This is a genomic window from Rhizobium sp. BK591 (assembly GCF_014195045.1).
Taxonomy (GTDB): Bacteria; Pseudomonadota; Alphaproteobacteria; order Rhizobiales; family Rhizobiaceae; genus Rhizobium; species Rhizobium anhuiense.
Genome location: NZ_JACIAZ010000006.1, coordinates 410,577 through 435,389 on the forward strand (window position 1 = coordinate 410,577; position 24,813 = coordinate 435,389).

The 24,813-nt window shown below is 62.8% G+C and carries 26 protein-coding genes; 13 read left to right on the plus strand and 13 right to left on the minus strand.

Annotation, left to right across the window (positions count from 1 at the left end; all coding sequences use genetic code 11):
• The first annotated feature begins 35 nt into the window (after window positions 1-35).
• Window positions 36-275, plus strand: a complete 240-nt coding sequence (locus tag FHX10_RS26645) for a hypothetical protein (protein ID WP_047614263.1) — start codon at window positions 36-38, stop codon at window positions 273-275.
• A gap of 73 nt (window positions 276-348) precedes the next feature.
• Here FHX10_RS26645 and FHX10_RS26650 read toward each other — a convergent pair whose 3' ends face one another.
• Window positions 349-978 (minus strand): glutathione S-transferase family protein, encoded by a 630-nt coding sequence (locus tag FHX10_RS26650; RefSeq protein ID WP_025570145.1) that lies wholly within the window; start codon window positions 976-978, stop codon window positions 349-351.
• A gap of 188 nt (window positions 979-1,166) precedes the next feature.
• A complete protein-coding gene (locus FHX10_RS26655; RefSeq protein WP_025570147.1) occupies window positions 1,167-1,661 on the minus strand; it encodes a GNAT family N-acetyltransferase in 495 nt (164 codons plus the stop codon).
• A gap of 356 nt (window positions 1,662-2,017) precedes the next feature.
• Here FHX10_RS26655 and dmeR point away from each other — a divergent pair, with 356 nt between their 5' ends.
• From dmeR to bla, 3 genes are all read left to right on the plus strand, one after another.
• Window positions 2,018-2,290: a Ni(II)/Co(II)-sensing transcriptional repressor DmeR gene (dmeR, locus tag FHX10_RS26660; RefSeq protein WP_184390606.1), complete on the plus strand. Its 273-nt coding sequence runs from the start codon at window positions 2,018-2,020 to the stop codon at window positions 2,288-2,290.
• 23 nt (window positions 2,291-2,313) lie between these two features.
• Window positions 2,314-3,345 carry a CDF family Co(II)/Ni(II) efflux transporter DmeF gene (dmeF, locus tag FHX10_RS26665; protein WP_047614266.1) on the plus strand — a complete coding sequence of 344 codons (1,032 nt, stop codon included), beginning with the start codon at window positions 2,314-2,316 and terminating at the stop codon, window positions 3,343-3,345.
• 107 nt (window positions 3,346-3,452) lie between these two features.
• Entirely contained in the window at window positions 3,453-4,373 is a 921-nt protein-coding gene (gene bla, locus FHX10_RS26670) for a class A beta-lactamase (RefSeq protein ID WP_097623232.1), read from the plus strand.
• A 282-nt stretch (window positions 4,374-4,655) separates the two neighbouring features.
• Here bla and FHX10_RS26675 read toward each other — a convergent pair whose 3' ends face one another.
• Both FHX10_RS26675 and FHX10_RS26680 read right to left on the minus strand, forming a co-directional pair.
• Window positions 4,656-6,995 (minus strand): glucose/quinate/shikimate family membrane-bound PQQ-dependent dehydrogenase, encoded by a 2,340-nt coding sequence (locus tag FHX10_RS26675; protein WP_184390609.1) that lies wholly within the window; start codon window positions 6,993-6,995, stop codon window positions 4,656-4,658.
• A 178-nt stretch (window positions 6,996-7,173) separates the two neighbouring features.
• Window positions 7,174-8,676 (minus strand): YdiU family protein, encoded by a 1,503-nt coding sequence (locus FHX10_RS26680; protein ID WP_184390611.1) that lies wholly within the window; start codon window positions 8,674-8,676, stop codon window positions 7,174-7,176.
• A gap of 248 nt (window positions 8,677-8,924) precedes the next feature.
• Here FHX10_RS26680 and FHX10_RS26685 point away from each other — a divergent pair, with 248 nt between their 5' ends.
• Window positions 8,925-10,376 (plus strand): MFS transporter, encoded by a 1,452-nt coding sequence (locus FHX10_RS26685; protein ID WP_025570158.1) that lies wholly within the window; start codon window positions 8,925-8,927, stop codon window positions 10,374-10,376.
• Window positions 10,377-10,393: 17 nt separating this feature from the next.
• Here the strand turns inward: FHX10_RS26685 and FHX10_RS26690 are convergent, their stop codons facing one another.
• Both FHX10_RS26690 and FHX10_RS26695 read right to left on the minus strand, forming a co-directional pair.
• A complete protein-coding gene (locus FHX10_RS26690) occupies window positions 10,394-10,636 on the minus strand; it encodes a hypothetical protein (RefSeq protein ID WP_028756890.1) in 243 nt (80 codons plus the stop codon).
• Between the two features lie 21 nt (window positions 10,637-10,657).
• Complete coding sequence (locus FHX10_RS26695; protein WP_028756891.1) at window positions 10,658-11,605, minus strand: homocysteine S-methyltransferase family protein; 948 nt, start codon at window positions 11,603-11,605, stop codon at window positions 10,658-10,660.
• A gap of 229 nt (window positions 11,606-11,834) precedes the next feature.
• Here FHX10_RS26695 and FHX10_RS26700 point away from each other — a divergent pair, with 229 nt between their 5' ends.
• Window positions 11,835-12,503, plus strand: coding sequence for a TetR/AcrR family transcriptional regulator (locus tag FHX10_RS26700; RefSeq protein WP_025570163.1), 669 nt, complete (start codon window positions 11,835-11,837; stop codon window positions 12,501-12,503).
• A 13-nt stretch (window positions 12,504-12,516) separates the two neighbouring features.
• On the opposite strand, the gene FHX10_RS26705 is transcribed toward FHX10_RS26700, so the two are convergent.
• Window positions 12,517-13,041 carry a DUF1697 domain-containing protein gene (locus FHX10_RS26705; protein ID WP_028756892.1) on the minus strand — a complete coding sequence of 175 codons (525 nt, stop codon included), beginning with the start codon at window positions 13,039-13,041 and terminating at the stop codon, window positions 12,517-12,519.
• A 38-nt stretch (window positions 13,042-13,079) separates the two neighbouring features.
• Window positions 13,080-15,188, minus strand: coding sequence for a S9 family peptidase (locus FHX10_RS26710; protein ID WP_028756893.1), 2,109 nt, complete (start codon window positions 15,186-15,188; stop codon window positions 13,080-13,082).
• Between the two features lie 253 nt (window positions 15,189-15,441).
• Here FHX10_RS26710 and FHX10_RS26715 point away from each other — a divergent pair, with 253 nt between their 5' ends.
• Both FHX10_RS26715 and FHX10_RS26720 read left to right on the plus strand, forming a co-directional pair.
• Entirely contained in the window at window positions 15,442-15,831 is a 390-nt protein-coding gene (locus tag FHX10_RS26715) for a DUF930 domain-containing protein (RefSeq protein WP_025570167.1), read from the plus strand.
• Window positions 15,832-15,933: 102 nt separating this feature from the next.
• Window positions 15,934-16,746, plus strand: a complete 813-nt coding sequence (locus FHX10_RS26720) for a polysaccharide deacetylase family protein (RefSeq protein ID WP_028756894.1) — start codon at window positions 15,934-15,936, stop codon at window positions 16,744-16,746.
• A gap of 58 nt (window positions 16,747-16,804) precedes the next feature.
• Here the strand turns inward: FHX10_RS26720 and FHX10_RS26725 are convergent, their stop codons facing one another.
• The 3 genes from FHX10_RS26725 to FHX10_RS26735 all read right to left on the minus strand — a co-directional run bounded on the left by FHX10_RS26725 (window position 16,805) and on the right by FHX10_RS26735 (window position 20,322).
• Window positions 16,805-18,097 carry an NAD(P)/FAD-dependent oxidoreductase gene (locus FHX10_RS26725; RefSeq protein WP_028756895.1) on the minus strand — a complete coding sequence of 431 codons (1,293 nt, stop codon included), beginning with the start codon at window positions 18,095-18,097 and terminating at the stop codon, window positions 16,805-16,807.
• 18 nt (window positions 18,098-18,115) lie between these two features.
• Window positions 18,116-19,285 (minus strand): AI-2E family transporter, encoded by a 1,170-nt coding sequence (locus FHX10_RS26730; protein WP_025570172.1) that lies wholly within the window; start codon window positions 19,283-19,285, stop codon window positions 18,116-18,118.
• Between the two features lie 176 nt (window positions 19,286-19,461).
• The gene (locus tag FHX10_RS26735) at window positions 19,462-20,322 is read right to left on the minus strand and encodes a VOC family protein (RefSeq protein ID WP_047614286.1); all 861 of its coding nucleotides are present in this window, start codon (window positions 20,320-20,322) and stop codon (window positions 19,462-19,464) included.
• A 290-nt stretch (window positions 20,323-20,612) separates the two neighbouring features.
• Between FHX10_RS26735 and FHX10_RS26740 the strand changes: the two genes are divergently transcribed.
• The 4 genes from FHX10_RS26740 to FHX10_RS26755 all read left to right on the plus strand — a co-directional run bounded on the left by FHX10_RS26740 (window position 20,613) and on the right by FHX10_RS26755 (window position 23,288).
• A complete protein-coding gene (locus FHX10_RS26740) occupies window positions 20,613-21,032 on the plus strand; it encodes a universal stress protein (protein WP_028756897.1) in 420 nt (139 codons plus the stop codon).
• A gap of 184 nt (window positions 21,033-21,216) precedes the next feature.
• Window positions 21,217-21,885, plus strand: coding sequence for a PAQR family membrane homeostasis protein TrhA (gene trhA, locus FHX10_RS26745; RefSeq protein ID WP_028756898.1), 669 nt, complete (start codon window positions 21,217-21,219; stop codon window positions 21,883-21,885).
• Between the two features lie 69 nt (window positions 21,886-21,954).
• Window positions 21,955-22,482 (plus strand): GNAT family N-acetyltransferase, encoded by a 528-nt coding sequence (locus FHX10_RS26750; RefSeq protein ID WP_025570645.1) that lies wholly within the window; start codon window positions 21,955-21,957, stop codon window positions 22,480-22,482.
• A gap of 104 nt (window positions 22,483-22,586) precedes the next feature.
• Window positions 22,587-23,288, plus strand: coding sequence for a pentapeptide repeat-containing protein (locus FHX10_RS26755; protein WP_025570647.1), 702 nt, complete (start codon window positions 22,587-22,589; stop codon window positions 23,286-23,288).
• A gap of 15 nt (window positions 23,289-23,303) precedes the next feature.
• Here FHX10_RS26755 and FHX10_RS26760 read toward each other — a convergent pair whose 3' ends face one another.
• Together FHX10_RS26760 and msrB are read right to left on the minus strand one after the other, a co-directional pair.
• On the minus strand, window positions 23,304-23,831 hold the full coding sequence (locus FHX10_RS26760; RefSeq protein WP_028756901.1) for a GNAT family N-acetyltransferase: 528 nt from the start codon (window positions 23,829-23,831) through the stop codon (window positions 23,304-23,306).
• 104 nt (window positions 23,832-23,935) lie between these two features.
• Window positions 23,936-24,349 (minus strand): peptide-methionine (R)-S-oxide reductase MsrB, encoded by a 414-nt coding sequence (gene msrB, locus FHX10_RS26765; RefSeq protein ID WP_025570650.1) that lies wholly within the window; start codon window positions 24,347-24,349, stop codon window positions 23,936-23,938.
• A gap of 188 nt (window positions 24,350-24,537) precedes the next feature.
• On the opposite strand from msrB, the gene FHX10_RS26770 reads away from it, so the two are divergent.
• Entirely contained in the window at window positions 24,538-24,753 is a 216-nt protein-coding gene (locus FHX10_RS26770; RefSeq protein WP_029868214.1) for a hypothetical protein, read from the plus strand.
• Window positions 24,754-24,813: the final 60 nt, after the last annotated feature.

A 24,813-nucleotide genomic window follows, 5' to 3' on the forward strand; every position in this document is an offset into this window, starting at 1 on the left:
TTAAACGGCGACGTTTGTATTTCAAGGACATAATCATGAAAAGATTGCTTCGCCTGCTGCTGACGATCGCACTTGCGGTCGTGATTTTCACCGGTTTCCGCTGGTATCGCTATATCACCAACACCGACAGCCCCTATGATGAAATCGGCATCACGCTCAACAATGCCATGCCCGGCCCGATCAACAGCTGGGGCTGCGCCAAGCTGAAAATCACCTTTGCCGGTTCCCTGCCGCCATACGGCTGCGCCGCCGCTGACGGGACCCAGTGGAAATAACGGTGCCAACCGGGCGAGGGCTTTCGCGCGTTCACTTGGTTGCTTGGCGCCTTCGGAGGATCCGATGCTCTGTCTACAGGGAGGTGGGACCCGGCATGAGATCATAGGGATGGCGCCAGCCAGCCATGTTTCTGATCCGATCTTTCCAGGCTGCGATAGCCGGAAAGGCGCTGTGATCGATCCCGGTTTCCTCCGGCATGAAGACGTAGCCCGCCAAAGAGAGGTCTGCGATCGTCAGCCGGTCGCCGACCACGAAGGCCCGACGCGCCAGATGTTCGTCGACGATTGCGTAGGCAGCTTTAGCCCTCAGTCTTAAAAACTCGACGACTGGCGTCTCGCCGCACTTCTGCAGGCCATACATGAACCTCAACGTCGCGTAATAGCTCGTGAATTTGTGGTTATCGAAAAGAATCCAACGCATGATGTCTCGTCGTTCTTCGGCTGTCTGCGCCCCGAAATGCCCTGTCACCTCCGACAAATAGTCAAGGATGATCCCCGATTGGCTGATCTTCGTTTGCCCATGTTCGAGCACAGGGGCTTCGCCCTGCTCGTTTATGGTCTTTCGCCATTCTTCGGTGCGCGTTTCGCCGCCCAGATAGTCAACGAAAGTGCTCTCCCACTCGATGCCGGCAAGTGCGAAGAAGAGCGCGACCTTGTAACAGTTCCCCGAGAGAGCAAAGCAATGTAGCTTGAAATCTGGCATGAAAGCTCCTCATGCAATTCGATAATTGTCGGTAGGCTGAAACCGGTTCCTGCATAAACCCGGCGGGCGCCTCGTGCCTGCCAGCCTTGAAGCGCGTCGCAATCTTTCAGATTCGTTCGTCGCGCTTTAGGGCTTTTTGTTAATGCATCCCGTTATCGCAACACCGCTCGCACCATGCCCGACGCGCTTCAGGCGATCGACTGCATGTAGCGCATGCCGGTTACCGGACGCGGGGTGAAATCCAGCTGTTCGTAGAAGCGGTGCGCCAGCACGTTTCCGGTCGCAGCACTGACGGAGAGGTAGCCGCAGCCGGCTTTGCGGGCGGTTTCGCGCGCCCGGTCGACGAGCAACTGGCCGGTGCCGTGACCGCGATGGCCGTCGCGCACGAACAGATGGTGCAGGTCCATGCCGCGCTTGCCTTCCTGCGCCCTGTAGAGCGGCACCAGAATGGCGTATCCGATCAGCCCTTCGGCGGTCTCGGCCACGAGCGCATGGATCCAGGGCAGCGGACCGAAGAGGTCGCGCTCCAGCTGCTCCGGCGTTGTCGCAGCCGCATCGCCATGATGGGCGGCGAGCAGGGCGATCATCTCGTTGAGCTCGGGCAGGTCGCGCGGCTTGGCGGCGCGGATCGTTACCACCGATGGGCGCATCAGTGAAATTTCGCTGTCTTCGATTTCGGTCATGGTCTTCGCGTCCTTTGATATTCTGCCGTCAGGACGCTGCCGATACAACAAAGCCGCCTGACGGCGGCTTGTTGACAATATGATCTTGTCCGGCCGCCCTTTACAGGTACAGCCAAAAATACGAGCGGCTCTGGTGCGCGTTTTTGATCATGGGCCATAGATCGTCGGAAACGCGGCCTTTGTCAATGGCGGATTAAGCCGCGTATTCGCTTTCATTAGAAAATGCTGTGAGGGGCTCGCGCGGCCATGATCGCATCGAATGTCGCGAGAAGGAGCGGTGCTGAACGACATCATCGGCATTGAGCCCTGGCTTTCCGCTTGATACTATACCCCCCTATGCTATATGAGAACCCACCATGTCCCACACCACCCTGCAGAAAAAGAAGCTCGTCGCCCGCATCAGCCGCCTGAAAGGGCAGATGGAGGCGGTCGAGCGTGCGCTCGAGGCTGAGCGCCCTTGCGGCGAAATTCTGCAACTGCTTGCCTCGATCCGTGGCGCGCTGACCGGGTTGACCGGCGAGGTGCTCGACGACCACTTGCGCGAAGATGTGCTGAATGCCGCCAATGATGCGGCGAGGGCCGAGGCGGTCGAGGAAATATCGGAAGTCTTGAGAATCTATATTCGCTGAATGCCGTGAAGAAGGAGCCTGTAATGCGTGCCGGAATCGACAAGGCTGGAATGGACGCCCTGGAACACGACCATGTCTTCCTCGGCGCCGATCACACGCGCAATGAGCGGCGCATCTGGCTGGTGATCGCGCTGACGGCGGTGATGATGGTGGCGGAAATCGCCGCCGGCACCGTCTACGGCTCCATGGCCCTTGTTGCCGACGGCTGGCACATGTCGACCCATGCCAGTGCGCTGCTGATTTCGGCGCTCGCCTATCTCTTCGCCCGTCGGCAGGCGCGCAATCCGCGCTTCACCTTCGGCACCGGCAAGCTCGGCGATCTCGCCGGCTTTGCCAGCGCCATCGTCCTTGCCCTGATTGCCCTGCTGATGGCCTGCGAAAGCCTGCTGCGCCTTTCTAACCCCGTGCCGATCGGTTTTGCCCAGGCGATTGCCGTTGCGGTCATCGGCCTTGCTGTCAACCTCGCCAGCGCCTGGCTGCTCGCCGGCGGCGGCCATGCCGCGCATGGCCATCATATGCACGGGCATGGCCAGCATGCGCACCATGGCCACCATCATCACGCTCACGGCCACCACGGACATGGCGATCACGGGCGCCATGGACATGGCGACCACGCCCACACCGCAAAGACCGGCGACAACAATATCCGCGCCGCCTATCTGCATGTGATCGCCGATGCCCTGACCTCGGTGCTCGCCATCGCGGCGCTGACGCTCGGCAGCCTTTACGGCTGGCTCTGGCTCGATCCCATCATGGGCATCGTCGGCGGGTTGGTCATCGCCAACTGGTCCTGGAGCCTGATGAAATCCTCGGGCGGCGTCCTTCTCGACGTCGTCCCCGAAGGCGAGACGCTGCCGACCGAAATCCGCGGCGCCATCGAGACCGAGGACGACCGGATCACCGATCTGCATGTCTGGCAGGTCGGCCCCGGCCATCATGCGGCAATCGTCGCCGTCCTCACCTCGCAGCCGCGCGATCCGGCCTTCTACAAGGGCAGACTTTCGGCGCTGACGGAATTGTCGCATGTGACGGTCGAGGTCACCCGCGCCGCGTGACCAGTGCGGACGATAGAGGTCGCTCGGCGGGCGAAGAAGTCGCCGCGTTGACGACAAGTCGCCGCAATCGCTCCTTAGCTCTGTCCTCCCACCCGCCGGAGGATTTCATGGATCTCAGTTTGACCCGCCGCATGCTGCTCGGCTCGGCCCTTTGCCTGCCTGCGATGGGCCTGCCCGCGCTGGTGCTTCCCGCCAATGCCGAGGAGGGGACCAAGGAGGAGAATACCGAGAAGGGCGACGACGACATCCAGCACCGCCTTGCTGCGCTCGAAAAACGCACCGGCGGCCGTCTCGGCGTTTCGGTGCTCGACACTGAAACGAGCATCTCCTTCGGCTATCGCGGCAGCGAAGCCTTTCCGATGTGCAGCACCTTCAAGGCGCTGGCAGCAGGTTTCGTGCTGGCCCGTGTCGACAAGGGCGAGGAGAAGCTCGACCGGCGGGTGACTTATGGCAAGGACAAACTCGTCGACTATTCGCCGCTCAGCGAAAAACATGCGGGCACCGACGGCATGACCGTTGCTGAACTCTGCGAGGCGGCGGTGACCGTCAGCGACAATACCGCCGGCAACCTGCTGCTCGAAAGTTTTGGCGGGCCGGCAGGACTGACCGATTGGCTGCGCTCGATCGGCGATGGCGCCACGCGTCTCGACCGCACCGAACCGACGCTGAACGAGGGCAAAAAGGGCGATCCGCGCGACACGACGACCCCGGAGGCGATGCTCGACACGCTCGGCAACCTGACGCTCGGCTCGGTGCTTGCCGAGGCTTCCTGCGACCGGCTGATCGCCTGGCTGGTGGCCAGCACCACAGGCAAGGAACGGCTGCGGGCCGGCCTGCCCCAGGATTGGAAGGTCGGTGACAAGACCGGCACCGGCCCGAACGGCACTCTCGGCGATATCGCCGTCATCTGGCCCCCGGATCGCGGCCCGATCGTCGCCGCCGTCTATATCGCCGAGGCGACCGCACCGGTGACGGAACTCAACCCGGTCTTCGCCGAAGTCGGCCGCATGATCGTCGAGATGGTGTGAATCGGGAGAAAGCTGACGCGGGTTTCCCGCGAGTTGTATGAAATCCTGAAACCAGCCCCTCATCCGCTTGCCGGCATCCTCTCCCCGTAAACGGGGCGAAGAGACCATGCCGCGCCGCCTTCCTCAACCTCGAGGCCGCGTTTGGCACGTCCCTTCTCCCCGCGAGCGGGGGTCCGAAGGACGGGTCGAGACGAGGGGCTCGACCCCGGTAAGGTTAGGGTGAGGGGCAAGCCACAGGCAGTGAGGGGCTGCCATGGGCGCGAACCGAAGAGCCTTGGGCCATCAAGGCAGCGTGTAGGCGATCACGTAATCGCCGGGCTTCGTGCCGACCGAGCCGTGGCCGCCGGCGACCATGACGACATATTGTTTGTTGTCATCAGCCATATAGGTCATCGGCGTCGCCTGGCCGCCGGCGGGAAGCCGTCCCTGCCAGAGCTGCCGCCCACTCGTCACGTCGTAAGCGCGCAGATAGTTGTCGACCGCAGCCCCGAGGAAGGCGACGCCGCCCTTGGTCAGCATCGGCCCGCCGATGCCCGGCACGCCCACCTTGAAGGGCAGGGGCAGCGGCGTCATGTCATGCACGGTGCCGTTCTTGTGCATATAGGCGATCTTGCCTGTGCGCAGGTCGACGCCGGCGACATAGCCCCAGGGCGGCGCCTGGCAGGGGATTTTGAGCAGTCCGAGGAAGGGACCCATGAAGACGCCGTAGGGCGCGCCGTCATTGCGGTTGAGTCCCTGTTCGCTGCCCTTCTCGTCCTGGCCCCTCGGCGGAATGTCGGCCGCCGGCACCAGGCGCGAGGTGAAGGCGAGATAGGTCGGCATGCCGAACATGATCTGCCGCTCCGGATCCACCGCCACCGAGCCCCAGTTGAAGGTGCCGAAATTGCCGGGATAGACGATCGTGCCTTTGAGCGAAGGCGGGGTGTAGCGGCCCTCGTAGCGATAACGGTGGAAGTCGATGCGGCAGGCGAGCTGGTCGAACAGCGACACGCCCCACATGTCCTTTTCCTGAAGCGGCTCGGGCGAGAAGGTGAGATCGGAGATCGGCTGGGTCGGCGAGGTATGATCGCCGGCCACGGCGCCGCCCGGCGCCGGGATTTCCTTGACCGGAATGATCGGTTCGCCGGTCCGCCGGTCGAGCACATAGATATCGCCCTGCTTGGTCGGGCCGACGAGGGCGGGAACGGTCGTGCCGTCCTGCTTCGTCAGATCGATCAGAACGGGCTGTGCCGGCACGTCCATGTCCCAGAGGTCGTGATGCACGGTCTGGCGCACCCAGCGCAGCTGGCCGGTGGCGATATCGAGCGCGACGATCGATGAGGAGAATTTCTCGACATTGTCGCTGCGGTTGATACCGAGCTGATCAGGCACCTGGTTGCCGAGCGGGAGGTAGACCATGCCGAGCGCCTCGTCGACGCTGAAGACCGACCAGCTGTTCGGCGAATTGGTGGTATAGGTCTGCCCGTTGGCGAGCGGCGTCGTCACGTCGGGATTGCCGGAATCCCAGTTCCAGATGAGCGCGCCGGTATTGATGTCGAAGGCGCGGATGACGCCGGACTGCTCCTGGGTGGAGTAGTTGTCGTTGACCGCCCCGCCGATGATGATCTTGCCCGCCACCGCGACCGGCGGCGAGGTGGAATAATAATAGCCGGCCGGGTTGTAGCGCATGCCGGCTTCCAGATGCAGCACGCCCTGATCGGCAAAGCTGGTGCAGATCTTCCCGTCCGCCGCATCGAGCGCGATCAGCCGCGCGTCGGATGTCGGCAGGTAGACGCGCTCGGCGCAGGGCTGGCCGGCGGCAACGGTGGGATCGGCATAATAGGTGACGCCGCGGCAAGTCTGATGCTGCCGGTCGGGGTTCATGCCGGAGTTGGCGTCGTACTTCCATTTCTCCTTGCCGGTCTTGGCGTCGAGCGCGATCGCCCAATTATGCGGCGTGCAGAGATAGAGCGTGTCCTTCACCTTGAGCGGCGTTACCTGATAGGTCGTCTCGCCGACATCCTCCGGCCGCTTGACGTCGCCGGTCTGGTATCGCCACACCTCCTTAAGGGTGGAGACGTTTTCGGCGGTGATCTGGTCGAGCGGCGAATAGCGCTGGCCGAAGGGCGTGCGGCCGTATTGATGCCATTCGCCGTCCGGCACGCCGCCGCCGAAGGCGGGGCTGGCGGCGACCTTGTCGGTCGGCAGATCGCCGGCAAGATCATGCGGATCTGTGGTCATCGAATAGAGGGCGACGAGGATGGCGAGGATGACAGGTATGGCGAGCGGCCAGGGATTGGCGCCGTAAGTGAAGCCGGTCGGGCTGCGCAGGCCGAGCGGCCGGCGGATCCCGGGCGTCAGCAGCCAGAGCCCGAGCAGGATGATCATGCCGCCGCGCGGGCCCAACTGCCACCAGTCGAAGCCGACCTCCCACACCGCCCAGCCGAGTGCGGCGATGACCAGCACCGCATAGACCCAGAGCGCCACCGCCTTGCGCATCAGCAGCAGCCCGGCGGTGATCAGGAACATCAGCCCGGCGAACAGATAAAAGACGCTGCCGCCGAGCGTGACGAGCCACAGCCCGCCGCCGCCGAGGGCCAGCCCGATGATGATGAAGAAGATGGAGGTGATGACGATCGCCATAAGGCTGTATCTCCCGCTGAGGTTCGCCGGGGTGAGGGATCGGCGGAAAAGTCCCGCCGATCAGCCAGATAGCGCGAAGGAGATGCCTTTCAACGGCCACAATTGCCGCAGGCTGTCGTCACATTTTGGATACCCTGAACTGGGCTTGATGCTGGTTGTGAGGAGATGACGACGCCTGTTACGTCCCGCAGAAGGTCGCGAGCACCCGTTCATCCGGCTTCGGCGGTTGCCGATAGGCGGCAAAGCCCGGCTGATCCTCATAGGGTTTTGAAAGCACGGTCAGCAGCGCCTCGAACAGCGAGAAATCGCCGTTCTCGACCGCGGCCTCAATCGCCTGCTCGACCCGGTGATTGCGTGGAATGAAGGCCGGATTGACGCTACGCATGGCAATGGCGCGCTCGGTGGCCGACTGCGGATCGCGCGACAGCCGCTCGCGCCACTGCGCAAGCCAGGCGCCGCAGGCCTCCGGTTCGCGGAAACTCGCCGCAAAACCCGGCCCTGCCGCGTCATCGCCGGCAAGATCCGACAGCCGCCGGAAGGTCAGGGTGAAATCGGCGGCCTGCGTCTGCATCAGCGACAGCAGTGCCTGCACCAGTTCGAGATCGCCATCCTCTTGCCCGGCAAGGCCGATCTTCTCTCGCATGCCGGCCAGCCAATGCGCCTGGAAGCGTTCGCCATAATTCTTGATCACCACATTCGCCTTGTCGACGGCGCTGTCGGGATTGGCGTCGATCAGCGACAGCAATGTCTCGCCGAGCCTTGCGAGGTTCCATTGGCCGATGCCCGGCTGGTTGGCATAGGCATAACGCCCGTGCTGGTCGATCGACGAGAAGACGGTCGCCGGGTCATAGGTATCCATGAAGGCGCAGGGGCCGAAATCGATGGTCTCGCCGGAGACGGTCATATTGTCGGTGTTCATCACGCCATGGATAAATCCGACATGCAGCCAGCGGGCAATCAACGCCGCCTGGCGCTCGGAGACCGCATCGAAAAGCGCGAGATAGGGGTTCTCGGCCTCTTTCAGCGCCGGATAATGCCGGTCGATCACATAGTCGGCCAGCGCCCGCACGCCGTCGGTGTCGCCCCTGGCCGCGAAATACTGGAAGGTGCCGACACGGATATGGCTGGCTGCGACGCGGGTGAAGACCGCGCCCGGCAGCACCTCTTCGCGATAGACCGGCTCGCCTGTCGTCACCGCCGCCAGCGCCCGCGTGGCGGGTATGCCGAGCGCAAACATCGCCTCGCTGATGATATATTCCCTGAGCACCGGCCCGATTGCCGCCCGGCCGTCGCCGCGACGCGAAAAAGGCGTCGGGCCCGCACCCTTCAGCTGGATGTCATAGCGCTTGCCGTTGCGGTCGATCACCTCGCCGAGAAGGATCGCCCGCCCGTCGCCGAGCTGCGGCGAGAAGCCGCCGAACTGATGCCCGGCATAGGCCATGGCCAGCGGTTCGGCCCCTTCGGGCAGGAGATTGCCGGAAAAGATCGCCGCACCGTCGCGGCGCAGGGCCTCGACGTCAAGCCCGAGCTCGGCGGCGAGCGGCTCGTTCAGCTTGATCAGCCAGGGCTCCGCCACCGGCGTCGGTGCCTGCGGCGCAAAGAAGTGCTGGGGCAAGCCGACATAGCTGTTGTCGAACGGAAAGGCCGCACTGGGCCGGTTTGTCTGCAGGGCGGAGGTCATCACTCATAGGTAGGGCTGGGATGCATGCCGCGCAAGCCGGGAGATGAAGACCTTCACGAAGAACGGACGAATGCAAGGAATCGTGATCTGCCTTTACCTCTCGTCAAAGCAGCTTTGCCATAAAGGACATAGCGCCGCCACGATCGCCGGCGTATAGCAAATCGTCTCCCCTTGGCCTTGCGCCATGTCATCTCCGCGGCCCAGCTGCTTCGTGTGCTCCGCCGCGCCACCGCGAGTGATTCCGGACGATGTCGGATCAGATTTACCAGGCGCCGATGGTTCGGCGCGCCGCGCCCAATTTCCGGGTGATCGCGATGATTGTCGCGAGTGCGATGCTGATGGAAAATATCGATGCGACCGTACTGGCGACGGCGCTGCCCACAATGGCGCGCGATTTCGCCGTCAGCGCGCCGGCCATGTCGATCGCACTCACCTCCTATCTCCTGAGCCTTGCGATCTTCATTCCGGCAAGCGGCCGGATGGCCGACAGTTTCGGCTCGCGCACCGTCTTCCGCGCCGCCATCGCCGTCTTCGTCGCCGGCTCCATCCTTTGTGCGCTCGCGCCGACGCTGTCCTTCCTGGTGCTGGCGCGGCTGCTGCAGGGCATGGGTGGCGCGATGATGATGCCGGTCGGGCGCCTGGTGCTGATGCGCAGCGTCGACCGCAAGGATATGGTCAGCGCCATGTCATGGCTGCTCGTGCCGGCGCTGATCGGCCCGATCATCGGTCCGCCGCTCGGCGGCTTCATCGTCACCTATCTCGACTGGCGCTGGATCTTCTATATCAACGTGCCGGTCGGCATCATCGGCATGATCTTCGTCTCGATCTACATTGACGAGGTGAAGGGCAAGGCCAGCGGTCCCTTCGATACGATCGGCTTCATCCTCTCCGGAATCTCGCTCGGCTCGCTGCTCTTCGGCTTCGAAATGTCGAGCCATGAAGGCGAGGGCGCCTTCTCGATCTTCCTGATCGCCCTTGGCCTCATCTTCGGCATCGCCTATCTCAAGCATGCCCGCAAGCATCCGTCGCCGATCATGGATTTCTCGCTCATGAAGGTCCCGAGCTTCGGCACGTCAGTCATCGCCGGTTCGTTGACGCGCATCACGCAAGGGGCGCAGCCCTTCCTGCTGCCGCTGCTTTTCCAGATCGGCTTCGGCCTGTCTGCCGCCGCGGCCGGCCAGATCGTCATCGCCACCGCGATCGGCGCGCTCGCCATGAAGCCGATGGCGAAGTTCGTCTTCAGCCGGCTGGGCTTCCGCCGCAGCCTCGTCCTCAACGGCATCTTCGGCACGATTGGCTATGGCCTCTGCGCCGCCTTCCGGCCGGACTGGCCGATGCCGCTGATCTTCGTCGTCCTGGTGCTCAGCGCCTTCTTCCTGTCGTTCCAGTTCACCGCCTATAACACCATTGCCTATGACGAGATCGACAAGGAGCGGATGAGCTCGGCCACCAGCTTCTACACCACCTTCCAGCAGCTGATGCTGTCGCTCGGCATCTGCATCGGCGCCTTGGCGCTGCACGGCTCCATGGCCCTGTCAGGCGCCGAAACGCCTGCTCTCGGCGATTTTTCGGCCGCCTTCGTCGTCGTCACGATCATCTCGATCACCGCGACCTTCTGGAACCTGCGCTTCTCCCCGACCGCCGGCGAGGAGATCAGCGGCTACAAGGCCAAACCGTCGAAAGGCGCCGCCAAAGGCTGACGCCGGCTTTCCCTTCGTCAGAAGCCGACCGGCGCCCGCAGCCGCCTGCGTCGCGAGGACCGGCCCTCGCGCCAGTCCGCCTCAAGCCCATAGGTCACCTGGCCGTCGAAGCCGCCGAAGGCGAGATCGCTATCGCGCAGCGCCACCTCCACGGCCGCCTCAGGCTCGGGGCGCCTGTGCCGTCCCGTGATCGCAAGCCACAGATCGTGCCAGCCGTGCTCCCGTGTCACCACTCCCATCATCGTCCATCCAATCGTCATTCTCTCCTCCCTCTCAGGTCGTCACGCCGCCTGCGGCAGGCATGCCTCGCAGATCGCTGCAACATGGCGGTGGTCGGTGCCGCAGCAGCCGCCGAGCACGCGCACCGCGGGCATGCGGCCGAGCAGTTTGCGGTAGCGGCGGCCGAGATCTGCGGGATCGCCGGCATCCAGCATCTCGCTATTGTCCAGCTGCTCGTGGCTCATGGTCGAGGCATTGGCGCGGATGCCGGAAATGCGCTTCACCCAGGCGCTTTCGGGATCGAGCGCGGCTTCGAAATGCGTCGGATGCGCGCAGTTGATCATGTAATAGGCCGGCGCCCCGCCGGTGGCCGCATCCGTCGTCTCGATGGCGTCCTGAATGCTGCGGCCCGTCACCAGCCGGCCATCCGTCTCCAGCGTGAAGGAGATGGCCGAGGGCATGCCGAGCGCCTGTGCCGCCCGCGCCACGCCGATCGCCTCGTCGATATTGGTCAGCGTAAAAGCGCTGACCATATCGGCCTCCGTGCCGGCGAAAGCCGCGATCTGGAAGGCGTGGTAGTCCTCCGCCTCGGCCGCATCCATGATGCCCGCCTTATAACCGTCACCGCGCGGGCCGATCGCGCCGCTGATGACGATCTGCTGCTCCGGCCGCTCATAGGCGCTGCGCAAGCCGACGAGCAGGTCGACGGCCTCCTCGTTGACCGCCTTCAAGGCTTCGCTGGTATAGCCGAGCTTCTGCCCCCAGTCCGGATTGGCCCGCCATGTGGCAGTGTCGAGCACGAAGCCTGTGCCGTGGCGCCGTGCGATATCGAGGTAGCGGCGATAGTAATTCCGCATGCGCTGCCGCCCCTCTTCGGAAGCCAGCAATATGAAGGCGGCAAAATGCGGAAGTTCGATCCCTTCGTGAAAGATCAACGTCGTTTCCATGCCGCCATCGGTAATGAAGGTGCCGCCTTTGAGTTGCGGCAAACCGTTTCTGTACTTTACCATTGTGAAGTCTCTCCCTCGCAGCGCCAGAAACGGCTGCTGTCGATGAATGATGTTCTGACGCTTATTCGGCTGCCAAACTAGGCGACTTGAGGTATACTCCAGACGGTTTTGGTTTTTGCCGATGGATATCAATTGCTTGCTTCAGTCGATGCTGCCGGGGCGATGGCAGATCTGAATATGCGGCGCTGAAAACCGTACCGCCGGTACAGGAGCCAGGGCAGGAGGGGACATGCGAAAGGGCGAGGAAACGCGGACCCGCATCCTCGATGTGGCCGAAGCGGCGGTCTTGCAGAAGGGTTTCGGCGGCACCTCCATCGAGGAGCTGATCGCCGAGACCGGCATCACCAAGAGCGGCTTCTTCTATCATTTCCGGGACAAGAACGAGCTCGCCAAGGCGCTGCTCAACCGCTACATCGAAAATGACGAGCGCATCTACGATGAGATCTTCAGCCGTGCGCGCGATCTGGTCGACGATCCGCTGCAATCCTTCCTGCTCGGTCTCAAACTGCTGTCCGAACTGCTCTCCGACCTGCCGAACGGCCATCCCGGCTGCCTCGTGGCGACCGTCTGCTACTACGAGCGGCTGTTCGACCGCGAGATACAGGAGACCAACCGGAATGCGGTGCTTGCCTGGCGGCGCCGTTTCGGCCGCATGCTGCGGGAGATCATGGCCATCTATCCGCCGCGCGAACCCGTCAATGTCGACCAGCTCGCCGACATGGTGTCCTCCGTCCTGGAAGGCGGCATCGTCCTGTCGAAGACGCTGAAGGAGCCGAACACGCTGGCCGAACAGGTGCTGATGCTGCGCACCTTCGTGAAGATGCTCTTTCTGCCGGTGGTGGAAATGCCGAGGGCGTCGGGCGGTTCAACTTTTCTTGGAAGCGCAGAACCGCACTAAATTTTGGGGCCCCTCAGTCCTTGCCTTCCAGCGCCGCTGCCAATTCGGCGAGCTTGCGCACGGTATTGAGATTGCGCGAGGTTGCCGGCTTCAGCGCCGACAGTTTCAGCTTCGAGCGGCCGGATCCATTGGGATAATGCACATAGATTTCCCGGCCGGCGAGCTTGGCCTCCTCGCCATCGGGCGCCACCATCTTTTCCAGCGCATCACTGGGCGCCTTTTCGGGCAGGAAGTGGACGAGCAGGAAATTCGGCTTGGCCTCGGGAAAGGGGGCGTCGGCAGCGATCTTGTCGAGTTCTTTGCGGCTGCGCACCATCACCCCTGGCTGCTTGCCCATCTTTTTGCCGAGCGCTTCGTCGAGCCACTCCTCCACCGTCTTTTCCGTCTCATCCGAGCGGAAAAGCACGTTGCCGCTCTGGATGTAGGTCTTCACCTCGGTAAAGCCGAGGCCTTCGCAGACTGCCTTCAGTTCGGCCATCGGCAGAGAGCTGGTGCCGCCGACATTGACGGCGCGGAGTAGGGCGACATAGACGGGCATTTCTCTCTCCCTGGCCTCTGTGACGCCCCACCCAACCCTTACATCTTCCCCGCAACCTTGATCGCAAACGCATACTCGAAGGCGATCTCTTCCAGCCGCTGGAAGCGGCCCGAAGCGCCGCCATGGCCGGCGTCCATATTCGTCTTGAGCAGGATCGGCGCGTCGCCGGTCGTCTTATCGCGCAGCTTCGCCACCCATTTGGCCGGCTCCCAATAGGTGACGCGCGGGTCCGTCAGGCCGCCGAGCGCCAGAACCGGCGGGTAGGCTTTCGCACCGACATTGTCATAGGGCGAGTAGGAGGCGATCTGCTCGTATTCTTCCTTGCTGTCGATCGGGTTGCCCCATTCCGGCCACTCGGGCGGGGTGAGCGGCAGCGTATCGTCCAGCATGGTGTTGAGCACGTCGACGAAGGGAACGGCGGCAATGATGCCGGCGAACTTCTCCGGCGCCATATTGGCAACTGCGCCCATCAGCATGCCGCCGGCCGATCCGCCCTCGGCGATGATCTTCGTGTAAGAGGTGAACTTCTGTTGATTCAGATAATCGGCCGCGGCGACGAAGTCCTTGAAGGTGTTCGTCTTCTTGTCCATCTTGCCGTCTTCGTACCAGGCGAACCCCTTGTCCTTGCCGCCGCGGATATGGGCGATGGCATAGACGAAACCGCGGTCGGCGAGCGACAGGCAATTGGTGTTGAAGCCGGCCGGAATGGTGATGCCGTAGGCGCCGTAGCCGTAGAGAAGGCAGGGTGCCGTGCCGTCGAGGGGGGTATCCCGGCGATAGAGCAGGGTGACCGGCACCTTCTCGCCATCCCAGGCCGGGGCGAAGACGCGGCGGGTGATGTAGTCGTCGGGATTGTGGCCGGACGGCACCTCCTGCGTCTTCAACAGCGTGCGTTCGCGCGTCACCATGTTGTAGTCGTAGAGCTGCGATGGTGTCGTCATCGAGGAATAGGAGAAGCGGATGATATCCGTGTCGTATTCGGCTGCACCCTGCAGCCCCAGCGAATAGGCTTCCTCGGCAAAGGCGATCGCATGCTCCTCGCCGGTCGCCCGGTCGCGGATCATGATCTGCGGCAGCCCGTCCTTGCGCTCCAGCCAGAGGAGATGGCGGGCATAGGCCATGTGGCTGATAACAAGCGTGCCGGGCTTGTGCGGCACCACTTCGCGCCAGTTTTCCTTGCCCGGCTTATCAACCGGCGCTTCCATGATCTTGAAATCCTTGGCGCCGCCGTCATTGGTCAGGATGTAGAAGACGTCGCCGCCCTCGGTCAGCGAATATTCGATGCCTTCCTCGCGCGCCGCCACAAGCTTCGGCTCGGCGGTCAGGTCCTTGGTCGACAGCAGCCGGTATTCGCTGGTCTCGTGGTCGTGAATGTCGATATAGATGAAATCGTCGAGCAGCGAGCCGCCGACGCCCATGAAGAAGCCGGCATCCGGCTCTTCATAGACCAGCCGGTCTTCCGACTGCGGCTGGCCGAGAATGTGGTGGAATACCTTCGACGGCCGGTGGTTCTCGTCCAGCGCCGAATAGAAGAAGCTCTTGCCGTCGGGCGCCCAGACGCCGCCGCCGCCGGTATTCTCGATCCGGTCGGCAAGGTCCTCGCCGGTTGCGAGATCGCGGACCTGCAGCGTGAAGAATTCCGAGCCCTTGTCGTCATAGCCCCAGATGCCGCGGCTGTGGTCGCTCGTATGGTCGAGACCGGCGAGGCGGAAATAGGCCTTGCCTGATGCCTCCTTGTCGCCGTCGAGCAGCACGGTGCGGATCGTTTCGTCGGCGACATTGCCGTCGCGGGCGATGCGGAAATAGCGCGGCTGTTCGCCGCCGGTGACATAAAAGGTGCCGTAGGCATAGGCGCCGTCCTTCATCGGCACCGAGCTGTCGTCCTCCTTGATGCGGCCGCGCATTTCGGAAAACAGCACCTTCTGCAGCGGCTTGGTGTCTTCCATCGCTGCGTTCATATAGGCGTTTTCGGCTTCCAGATGCCGGCGGATATCAGGGTCGAGGATCGACGGATCCTTGAACATCGCCTGCCAGTTGTCGGCGCGCAGCCAGGCATAATCGTCCGTGCGGGTAATGCCGTGGCGCATATCGGAGATCGGCTTCTTCGGTGCGGCAGGCGGTGTCGGCAGACTTTTGAAAACGGACAAGGAATGGCTCCGGTGGGAATGTCGGGTTGGCAAGAGATAGAGGCGCACCGGCCCCGGATCAAGCGGCAAGGATGCGCCAAGGGTCGAGGTGCCCTTCCACAGGCAAGGAGGGCGCTCTGCCCGCCTTGCCTTGATGTCACCACAATATTTAAGAAAGTCCGCTCTCGTTGCGCGAAATTTGCACGTGCCAAGCCTCCGGCAAGCCGTCGGTGGCAGGGTGAAGAATGGACAACAGTAAGGGATTTTCTCCACAATGCCGAAACGTCTGCTCCTGTTTGTATCCCTCGCAAGCCTTGCTGCCCCCGCCTTCGCCGTCGATCCCGCCATCAAGAAGCAGCTGGAAAAACTCGATCCCTCGACCCGGCTGGAACAGAGCTGCGACACCGAGGCGATGAGCCGCATCAACAAGGACAGCACCGGCTTCAAGCCCGACAAGGTCATCGCCTATACGTTCAAGGACCCGATCCCTGGCGACAATTCGCTGCAGGCGCCGGGCGCGGTCTTCCGCAGCAAGGGCGACTGGTATCATCTCTCCTACAATTGCATTACCGGTCCGCAGCATATCAACGTGCGCGAGCTCAACTACGAGATCGGCGAGAAGGTGCCGCGCGAGAAGTGGGACAAGTATTATCTTTACGATTGATGCGGCTCCGTCCGCCCAAACGGGTGCGGTGACATCCGGCCACATGGCGCCGGGCAAACCCAACCGTTAGAACTGCCGGATCGAATCGTAGAAATCCACAATATGAACCGCATCCTGCTCGCTTCGGCGTTCCTACTGGCCAACATGTCCGCGGCATTGGCGGATGAAGTGCCGCCAACGCTGCCTGCCGCCGTTGGACCGGCCTCGGCCGCAATCAGCCCGGCCCCGAAGGCGCCGGCGCCAAAACTCGTCGAGCCGCATCTGCATATCGCCCGCTCCAATATTGCCGGCCACGCCCGCATTGCGCTGACCTTTGATGCCTGCATGGGCCAGGCGGACGAGCGCATCCTGTCGACGCTGGTGCGGGAACGCATCCCGGCGACGATCTTCGTCACCGCCCGCTGGCTGAAGCGCAATCCCGCTGCCGTCGCCGTGTTCCTGCAGAATCCCGATCTCTTCGAACTCGAAAACCATGGCGAGAACCATATTCCGGCCGTCGACACGCCGACGCTGATCTATGGCATCGCTTCCGCCGGATCACCGCAGGCGGTGCGGCAGGAAGTTGAAGGCGGCGCTGCCGCCATGGTCGCGGCCGGCATTCCGGCGCCGCACTGGTTCCGCGGCTCGACCGCCAAATACGATCTTTCCGCCATCGGCGAGATCCGCGCCATGGGTTATCGCATTGCCGGTTATTCGGTGAACGGCGACGGCGGCTCGCTGCTGGGAGCCGCGATCACCGAAAGGCGCATCGCCTCGGCCAGGGATGGCGATGTCGTCATCTCCCACGTCAACCAGCCGACCCATGCGGCCGGCGAGGGGGTGGCCAAGGCGTTGGTCGATCTGAAGGCCAAGGGGACCGAGTTCGTCCGCCTCGAGGACGTCGAGGACACTGGCGACGACAAGACGACGGAGTGATTTTGCGGCTGAAGGTATGCCAGGGGGGCGCCCACGCCACGACAGTCAATATGAGACCTTACCTCAGCTCCTTGCCCACCCGCACCACATCCTCTCCAAAACGGCGCAAACCCGGTCCGTCCCTGTCGAGCGCGAAATCCTCGAACCAGTCGCGCTGCATGCCGGCCAGCATGGCGCCGATCATCTGCGCGGCGAGATAGGAAAAGGTGATGCCGTTGCCGCCGTAGCCATAGGCGGCGAACACATGCGGCGTCTCCGGCACCGAGCCGATCAGCGGCAGGCCGTCGACCGTCTCACCGAAGGTGCCGCTCCAGGCGTGTTCCACCCGCGTATCCGCCTTCGGCCACAGCCGCTTCATCTTCTCCCGGATCGCCGTGATCTTGGCCGGCAGCTTGCGGTCGCGCGTCTGCGCGTCGATCGTCTCGTCATCCTCGCCGCCGGCGACGATGCGATTGTCCGCGGTCGTCCGCATGTAGAGATAGGGGTGGCTGTCCTCCCAGATCAGCGCCCTGTCGCGCCAGAAATGTGCCGGGTCCTGCGGCACGGTGGCGAGCGCCCAGCTCGAACTCGACCGATGCAGCTTCGGCATGTCGAGGCCCGGCATCGAATAGCCGGTCGCCAGCACGACATGCCGCGTCTCGATCAGATGGCCTCCATCCGTCTCCATCGTGACGTGATCGCCTTCGCTGTGAAGTGCCGTCACGGAAGCGTTGACCAGCCGCGCGCCGCGCCGTATCGCCATCTCCAGCAGCGCCCAGGTGAGAAGCAACGGATCGCATTCCGCCGAGCCCGGCGAATAGATCGCGCCATCCCGGTCGAGTTCGAATTGGGTGAAGAGATCGGGATGTTCGAGATAGACGCCGGGCAGGCCGGCCCGGCGGCGAAGCTGGCGCTCCTCCAGGAGATTGCGTGCGCCTTCCTGATTGGCGGCGAGATAGAGCGTGTTGCGCGGCCGGAAGCCGCAGGCAATCCCATTGGCGGCGATCAGCTTGGAAAGGCCGGCCACCGCGGCACCGCTGCGGCGGTAGATGCCGGCCGCGCGCTCGAAGCCATAATAATCCTCGAGCTCGGTGAGCGTGCTGTCGATTTCCCATTGCAGCATCGCCGTGCTCGCCGCGGTGCTGCCGAAACCGGGCTGCTCCCGGTCGATGACAACAACGGAAAAACCGCGCGCCGTCAGATGTTCGGCAACCAATGCGCCGGTGATGCCGCCGCCGATCACCGCGACGTCGGTGGAAAAGCTCTGCGCGATCGGCCGCCATTCCGGTCGTATGCCGCTTTTCCCCCAGAGAGAACGGCCGCTGACCATCTGGTCGTGATCGGATTCGGCAAGATCGAGATCAGCTGCCACGAACGTCCCCCCGGTTGATCATTTCGGCAATTGCGGCTGCGGTTTTTCCTCGATCAGCAGTTCGTCGATAACAGTCATGACGATCAGCGACAGCGGCAGCGCCAGCATGGCGCCGACGGCACCCCACATCCATGTCCAGAACAGGATGGCGAGAAAAACGACGAAGGGATTAATTTCCAACCGCCGCCCCATCACTGCGGGAAAGATCAGGTTCTCCATGAGGAGATGCACCGTGAAGAAGGCCGCGGCCGGCATCAGGCCGATGAGAAAGCCATCATGGGTGAGGATGCCGGCGACCGCGACGGCAAGCGTCATCAGCGTGATGCCAAGGTAAGGGATGAAGCTCGAGAGGAAGGCGAAGAAGCCCCAGAGCACCGGGGCAGACAGCCCGCCGGCATAGGCGATAACGGTCATGACGACGCCGAGCCCGACATAGATCAGCGAGGCCGTCGCGAAATAGAAGCCGAGCACCTGCTCGACAGCGTTGATGACGCGGATGGCTGCCAGCCGTTGCGTGCGGGTGCGGAAGGTCATGATGATCGTTTTGCGTAGGTTGACCCGACCAGCGAGGAAGAACAGCAGCGCCGCAAAGAATATCATCCCCTGCACCAGCGCCGGCGTCAGGCTGCTCGTCACCACATGCAGCACGTTGCCAGTGTTTTCGAGCAGTGCACCGATCGACATCGACCCGCTTTCGAATGTCGCTGGCGTAATATGCAGCCATCTGATGCGCTCGAGATAAGGCATGACGCGGTTGATGGTTCGCTCGGCGAAGGCCGGGCCTTCATTGGCAAACGTCATCAGCGGGTCGGCGAGCGAGTTGATAAGCAGGAAGATCACCAGCGCCACGCCGCTCGACAGCATGAAGGCGTTGGCAAGCCGCGGCACGCCCATCTTGCTGAGCTTTTCCGCCGCCATGCCGAGGATCATGCCGACGACGACGGCGAGCGTGATCGGAATGAGGATGAGCGACATCAGGTAGACGGCGGCAAGGAAGAGAATGCCGAAGATGCCGATGATCGCCCAGGCCATGGTGACATCGAGCCCGTCCTTTTCCAGACGGTGCAGCGGCGGCGGCGGCGGCAGCTCTTCCGCGGCTTCCTTCAGCGACTGTGCCCAGGCGCTGGTGTGGCGTTCGCCGATTGCGATCTTCTTTGCTTGTTTGCGGATGCCATTGGCGATGCCCATGCGGTGAGGTCCCCGAAGCCCCATTGCTTCCTCACGGAAACGCGCTGACAGGGTTCCGGTTCCGTGACGGGACTGACCATCCGATACGCTGCATGCCGCATGTCTTTGCGTCGACGGCATTGCTCCATGGCGCAAGCCTCTTCAACCGTTATGGCTGACCCGACGCGACCTGGAAATTATGCCGAAAGCGTCAGGCCGATGCCCCAGGGATCCTTGAGGAATACGCCGCCGTCGCGCTTCTCGCTCTTGATCTCCAGTGCATCGAGCTTGGAGACTGCCGCATCCAGCGTCGCCTTGTCATTGAAGCGGACCTTGTAGTCCGAAAGCCCGGTCATGTTGCCGGCGCGCGCAGTGGCGCCGCGGCTGTTCCAGATATTGGCGGCGAGATGGTGATGGTAGCCGCCGGTCGCAAAGAAGCTCGCGCCGGGATAACGCGCCATCAGCTTGAGGCCGAGAACGTCGTGGTAGAAGGCGTCGGCCTGCGGGATGTCGCCGACCTGCAGATGCAGGTGGCCGATCGCCGTCCCCGCAGCCATGCCGTCCCAGCGCTCATCAGGCGCACTGTTGTAGAGCGCCTGGAGGTCGAGGCGCAGCGTCGCCATCTCCACCATGCCATCCTGGTGGAACTTCCATTGTTCGTGCGGCCGGTCGGCATAGATCTCGATGCCATTGCCTTCGGGATCGGACAGATAGATCGCCTCGCTGACGAGATGATCCGAGGCGCCGTCGAGCACGACATTATTGTGTGCCGCATGGCGCAGCCAGCGTGCGAGTTCGACCCGGTTCGGCATCAGGAAGGCGGTGTGGAAAAGGCCGGCTGCATTGCGGGGCGCGATCGCAGCATCTTTTGCCGTGGTCAGCGTCAGCAACGGCAGATCGCCGACACCCAGCACTTCGCCGCTCGCCGTCTTCTCGATCACCTTCAGGCCGAGCATCGATTGATAGAAGCCGGACACCAGGCCGAGGTCGGTCACGACGAGATGCGACTGATCGATATAGGCAGGCCGCGTCAGCGCATAGGAAGTTTCGCTCGTCATGGATGGCTCTCCTGGAGAATTGGCCCGTGAAAGGGAAGGCGTACCGGCTGTGGCGGCAAACACGCCGCCCGTGGCAAGCTCAAGGAAGTTTCGCCGGTTCATTCGTCTTTATCTCCCTGGCTGCCGTACTTGACCCCTATATGGCGCATTCCGATTGTTCACAGAAGACCCGTTTTTGACGATGAAGCGTTGAACAGATGTTGACGATGGCTTGCGCCCACTTGATTGCGATCAATGCGCTCATATCTTCTTTAGAGGAAGCTTATATATATCAGTCATGGAGGGAAGCCATGTACAGGAAGATCATCGTAGCGATCGCGCTCGGCGGTATCGAAAAGGGAGAAAAGATCCTCCGCAAGGCCGCGTCCTTGCTCGATGACGGCGGCGAGATCATCGCGCTTAACGTCATCGAAGATGTGCCGAGCTATGTCGCGATCGAACTGCCGGCCAATATGGTCGAGGACGCCATGCAGGACAGCCGCGACAAGCTGCAAGCGCTGCTCGCGACCACCGGCGTCACGGCAACCGTCGAGATCCGCAACGGTCCACCTGCCAAAGCCATCATCTCGACCGCCGAAAGCCACGGCGCCGATCTCATCATCGTCGCCTCGCACGTTCCGGACTTTTCCAACTACTTCATCGGCGCCACTGCCGATCGGGTCGTGCGCCATGCCAAATGCTCGGTGCTGGTCGACCGGCAGAAGATTTGATCCTGGGCCACTGCCTGTTCGGCGTCGTGCGTCGGCCGCAGTCCTTGTCCGCGTACCATCAAAGGCAGCGCAGACTGCCTGCCTGGCTGTCACGAAGATTTACCGCCGGTGCGCTTTGCCGCAGTTGCGCCTCCACCCGTTCGATGCGACGATTGCAACCGGGGTATGAAACGGATTGGCGTGCATGGCCGAGTTCAACGGCATTCGCTGGGCTTACGACAGATATGAACTGATCGCCGACGGTATCGTCCACGGCGTCGGTCTCGTGCTGGCGCTGATCGGCGCCACCGTCCTGATTTTCTACGCCACGGTCTGGAGCTCCTACGGCGCGCTCGCCGCCGCCTGGATCTATGGCGTCGGGCTGGTGCTGACGCTGGCCATTTCCTTTTCCTACAACGCCTGGCCGGTCTCGCGTACGAAATGGTACCTGCGCCGCTTCGACCATTCGGCGATCTTCCTGCTGATCGCCGCCACCTACACGCCCTTCCTCGAACGCGGCGCCGACGACCCACTGCTCCTGTTCATGCTGGTCGCGATCTGGCTGTTCGCCGCTATCGGCATTATCCTGAAATGCGTCTTTCCCGGGCGCTACGACCGCCTCGCCATCCTGCTTTATCTCGCCATGGGCTGGAGCGGCGTGCTGGTGGCCGGACCTGTCGCCGCGCGCATTCCCTCGGCCTCGATGCTGCTGATCGTCATCGGCGGCGTCATCTATTCGCTCGGCGTCATCTTCCATGTCTGGGAGAAGCTGCGCTTCCAGAACGCCATCTGGCACGGTTTCGTCGTCACCGCTGCGGCGGTGCATTATTCGGCCGTCTTCACCTGTTTCAGCCTGCCGGCGCCGGGTGTCTGAACGACGGCCGTTTACATCTGTCGGGGTCGGGCGTATGCCGCCTTGGCAGACAATGTGAACCTGAGCATCATGACAGACGCTGTCCTCCTCCGCGACGCCACCGAAGCCGATCTTTCCGCCATCCGCGATATCTACAATCACGCCGTCGAGCACACGACGGCAATCTGGAACGACACGCTGGTCGATCTTGAAAATCGGCTGGAATGGTTCAAGGCGCGCAAGGCGCGCGGCTTTCCCGTCATCGTTGCCGAGATGGCGGGCAAGGTCGCGGGTTACGCCTCCTATGGTGACTGGCGGGCCTTCGACGGTTACCGCCACACGGTGGAGCATTCCGTCTATGTCGACAAGGATTGCCGCGGTGCCGGCATCGGCGAGCGCCTGATGCGGGAACTGATCGCACGTGCCGCGGCCGCCAATATCCATGTGATGATCGCCGGCATCGAGGCTGAGAACACCGCCTCGATCAGGCTGCACGAAAAGCTCGGTTTCCGCATCGCCGGCAGATTTTCCGAGGTCGGCACCAAGTTCGGCCGCTGGCTGGACCTCACCTGCATGGAGCTTCGCCTGCCTCTGGAGTCGTCCGGCAACCCATTGTGAAGGGCGCTTGCCATCTTTTTATTGTAGTCTGAGCTGTGTAAGAAAGTGGAAGAAGCCTGCTTCGCCGCAGGCGGCTTCAGAATGTCACGGAGGTGAACAGTTCAATGGCAATGCACAGATCGTCGCTCGGTCTCCTTGCCCTCATTCTACTGGCATTTCCGCCGGTTGCAGCACGCGCCGCCGATTGCGGCAGCCTGGCATCGCCAAAGCTCGACTGGCAGGAATGCACCAAGAAGAACCTGATGCTGCAGGGCAGTGATCTCGAAGGCGCCAATCTCTTCGGCACCGATTTCTCGCTGACCGATCTCGCCGGCGCCAACGTCAAATCCGCCAATCTCGAGAAGGCGACCTTGGTGCGCGCCTCGCTCGAGGGCGCCCATGCCGAAGGCGCCAACTTCGCCAAGATCGAGGCCTATCGCGCCAGCTTCGCCAATATCATCGCCGAAGGCGCTTCCTTTGCCGGCGCCGAGTTGCAGCGGGCCAATTTCGCCAGCGCCCGGCTTGCCGGCGCAAGCTTCGAAAAGGCCGAACTCGGCCGCGCCGATTTCGACAAGGCCGTGCTGACGGGGACGAAATTCTCTTTCGCCAATCTCTCCCGCGCCGATCTCTCCGGCGCGGCCCTCGAAGGCCCGGCGATGTTCGAACGCGCCTTCATGTTCTTGACCCGCATCGAAGGTCTCGACCTCTCGGCCGCAACCGGGCTCGAACAGGCGCAGATCGACCTTGCCTGCGGCGATGCCTCGACCAAGCTGCCGGCCGGCCTCTCCGCCCCGACAAGCTGGCCCTGTCCCGCCGACCACGAGTGATGGGTCCTTACCGCTCTACGCCGCGTCCGTGATGTAGAGGTAGAATTCCATCATGCCGCCATCGGGGCTGCCTGTTTTGGCGAATGTTTCCCGCCGCCGGTGCACCCGCTCCGCAACGCGCCGCGAGGGAGTGTTGTCGGGCCTGACGATGGAGACGATGCGCGCAAGACTAAAGGTATCAAGCGCGTGGTCCCGGCATGCGGTGGCTGCCTCGACCGCATAGCCCTTGCCCCAATGGTCGCGCCACAGATGATAGCCGATCTCAGGTTCCAGCCCCGCAGACGTTTCCTGCATCGTTATGCCGCAATCTCCGAGCAACGCGCCGCTCTGCCGGTCCGTCACCGCCCAGAGGCCGAAACCGTGACTGGCATAACTGTCGAAGGCGAGCCTCTGAAACCAGAGCGCGGTTTCGTCGAAACTCTTGATGCCGGGGTAATAACGCATGGATTCGGCATCGCTGAAAATGCGGTGGAGAAACGGCAGGTCGGCAGGCGTGATCTCCCGCAGCACCAGCCGATCGGTCTTCAGGATATCTCCCGCCATTGGCTTCTCCTGGGACTACCGGTCCGTCGATAGCGTGAACGACACAGAAGATCAGCGGCTCATTGCATCCGGACGAGCCGCTTGCCGATGGCGCGGCTCAGCACTTACTTTCCGGGTTCGAACACCATGGAATGGCCGTTGATGCAGTAGCGCAGGCCGGTCGGCGGCGGGCCGTCGGGAAAGACGTGGCCGAGATGGGCCTCGCAGGCGCCGCAGCGGATTTCGGTGCGCACCATGCCAAAGGTCGTGTCGCGATGTTCGGTCACCGCATCGGGCGAGACTGCCTCGAAATAGCTTGGCCAGCCGCAGCCGGCATCGAATTTGGTGTCGGAGCGGAAAAGCGGGGCATTGCAGCCGACGCAGCGGTAAAGCCCTGTCTCGAAGGAATCCCAATAGGGGCCGGTGAAGGCGCGTTCGGTGCCGTGCTGGCGCGTGATGCGGTATTGCTCAGGCGTGAGCTGCTCTTTCCATTCGGCATCGGTCTTGTGGATCTTGGCGGTGGTTGCAGTTTCGGACATGCCATGCTCCTTTCGCCGAGGGGCGGTTCCGTTTCGCGCAAAATGTGGTGCGCCGTCACCGATTCATCAAGTCTTGGGCACCATCCTGCCCAATTCGCCGTGTACCGCTTTTGGGGGAGGACGCTTGCTCTTACATCCGTTAGGGGTTTTCTGTTAGGGTTAATGTTACGTGCATTGGGGAATCACTGGTGTTTGAAGCAGCAATCGTCCTGCTCTACGGCCTCGTCGCCGTGGCCGCCATGGCGGTCACGCTTTTGGAAGGCTGGGCCAACCATGACGGCTTGACGCTCCATCGTCTCGCCGGCCTCTTAGCCTGCCTGCTCTGGCCGCTGACGCTTCTGGTCTTCGTCCTGCACGGCTGCGTCGCCCGGCTGCTGACGCGTCTTTCCCGGCCGACGGCCTGATCGACGGCCCGGTCTGCGGTCTGAACCGCTTCGAACACACCTGCAGCTTTGCCTGCGGCC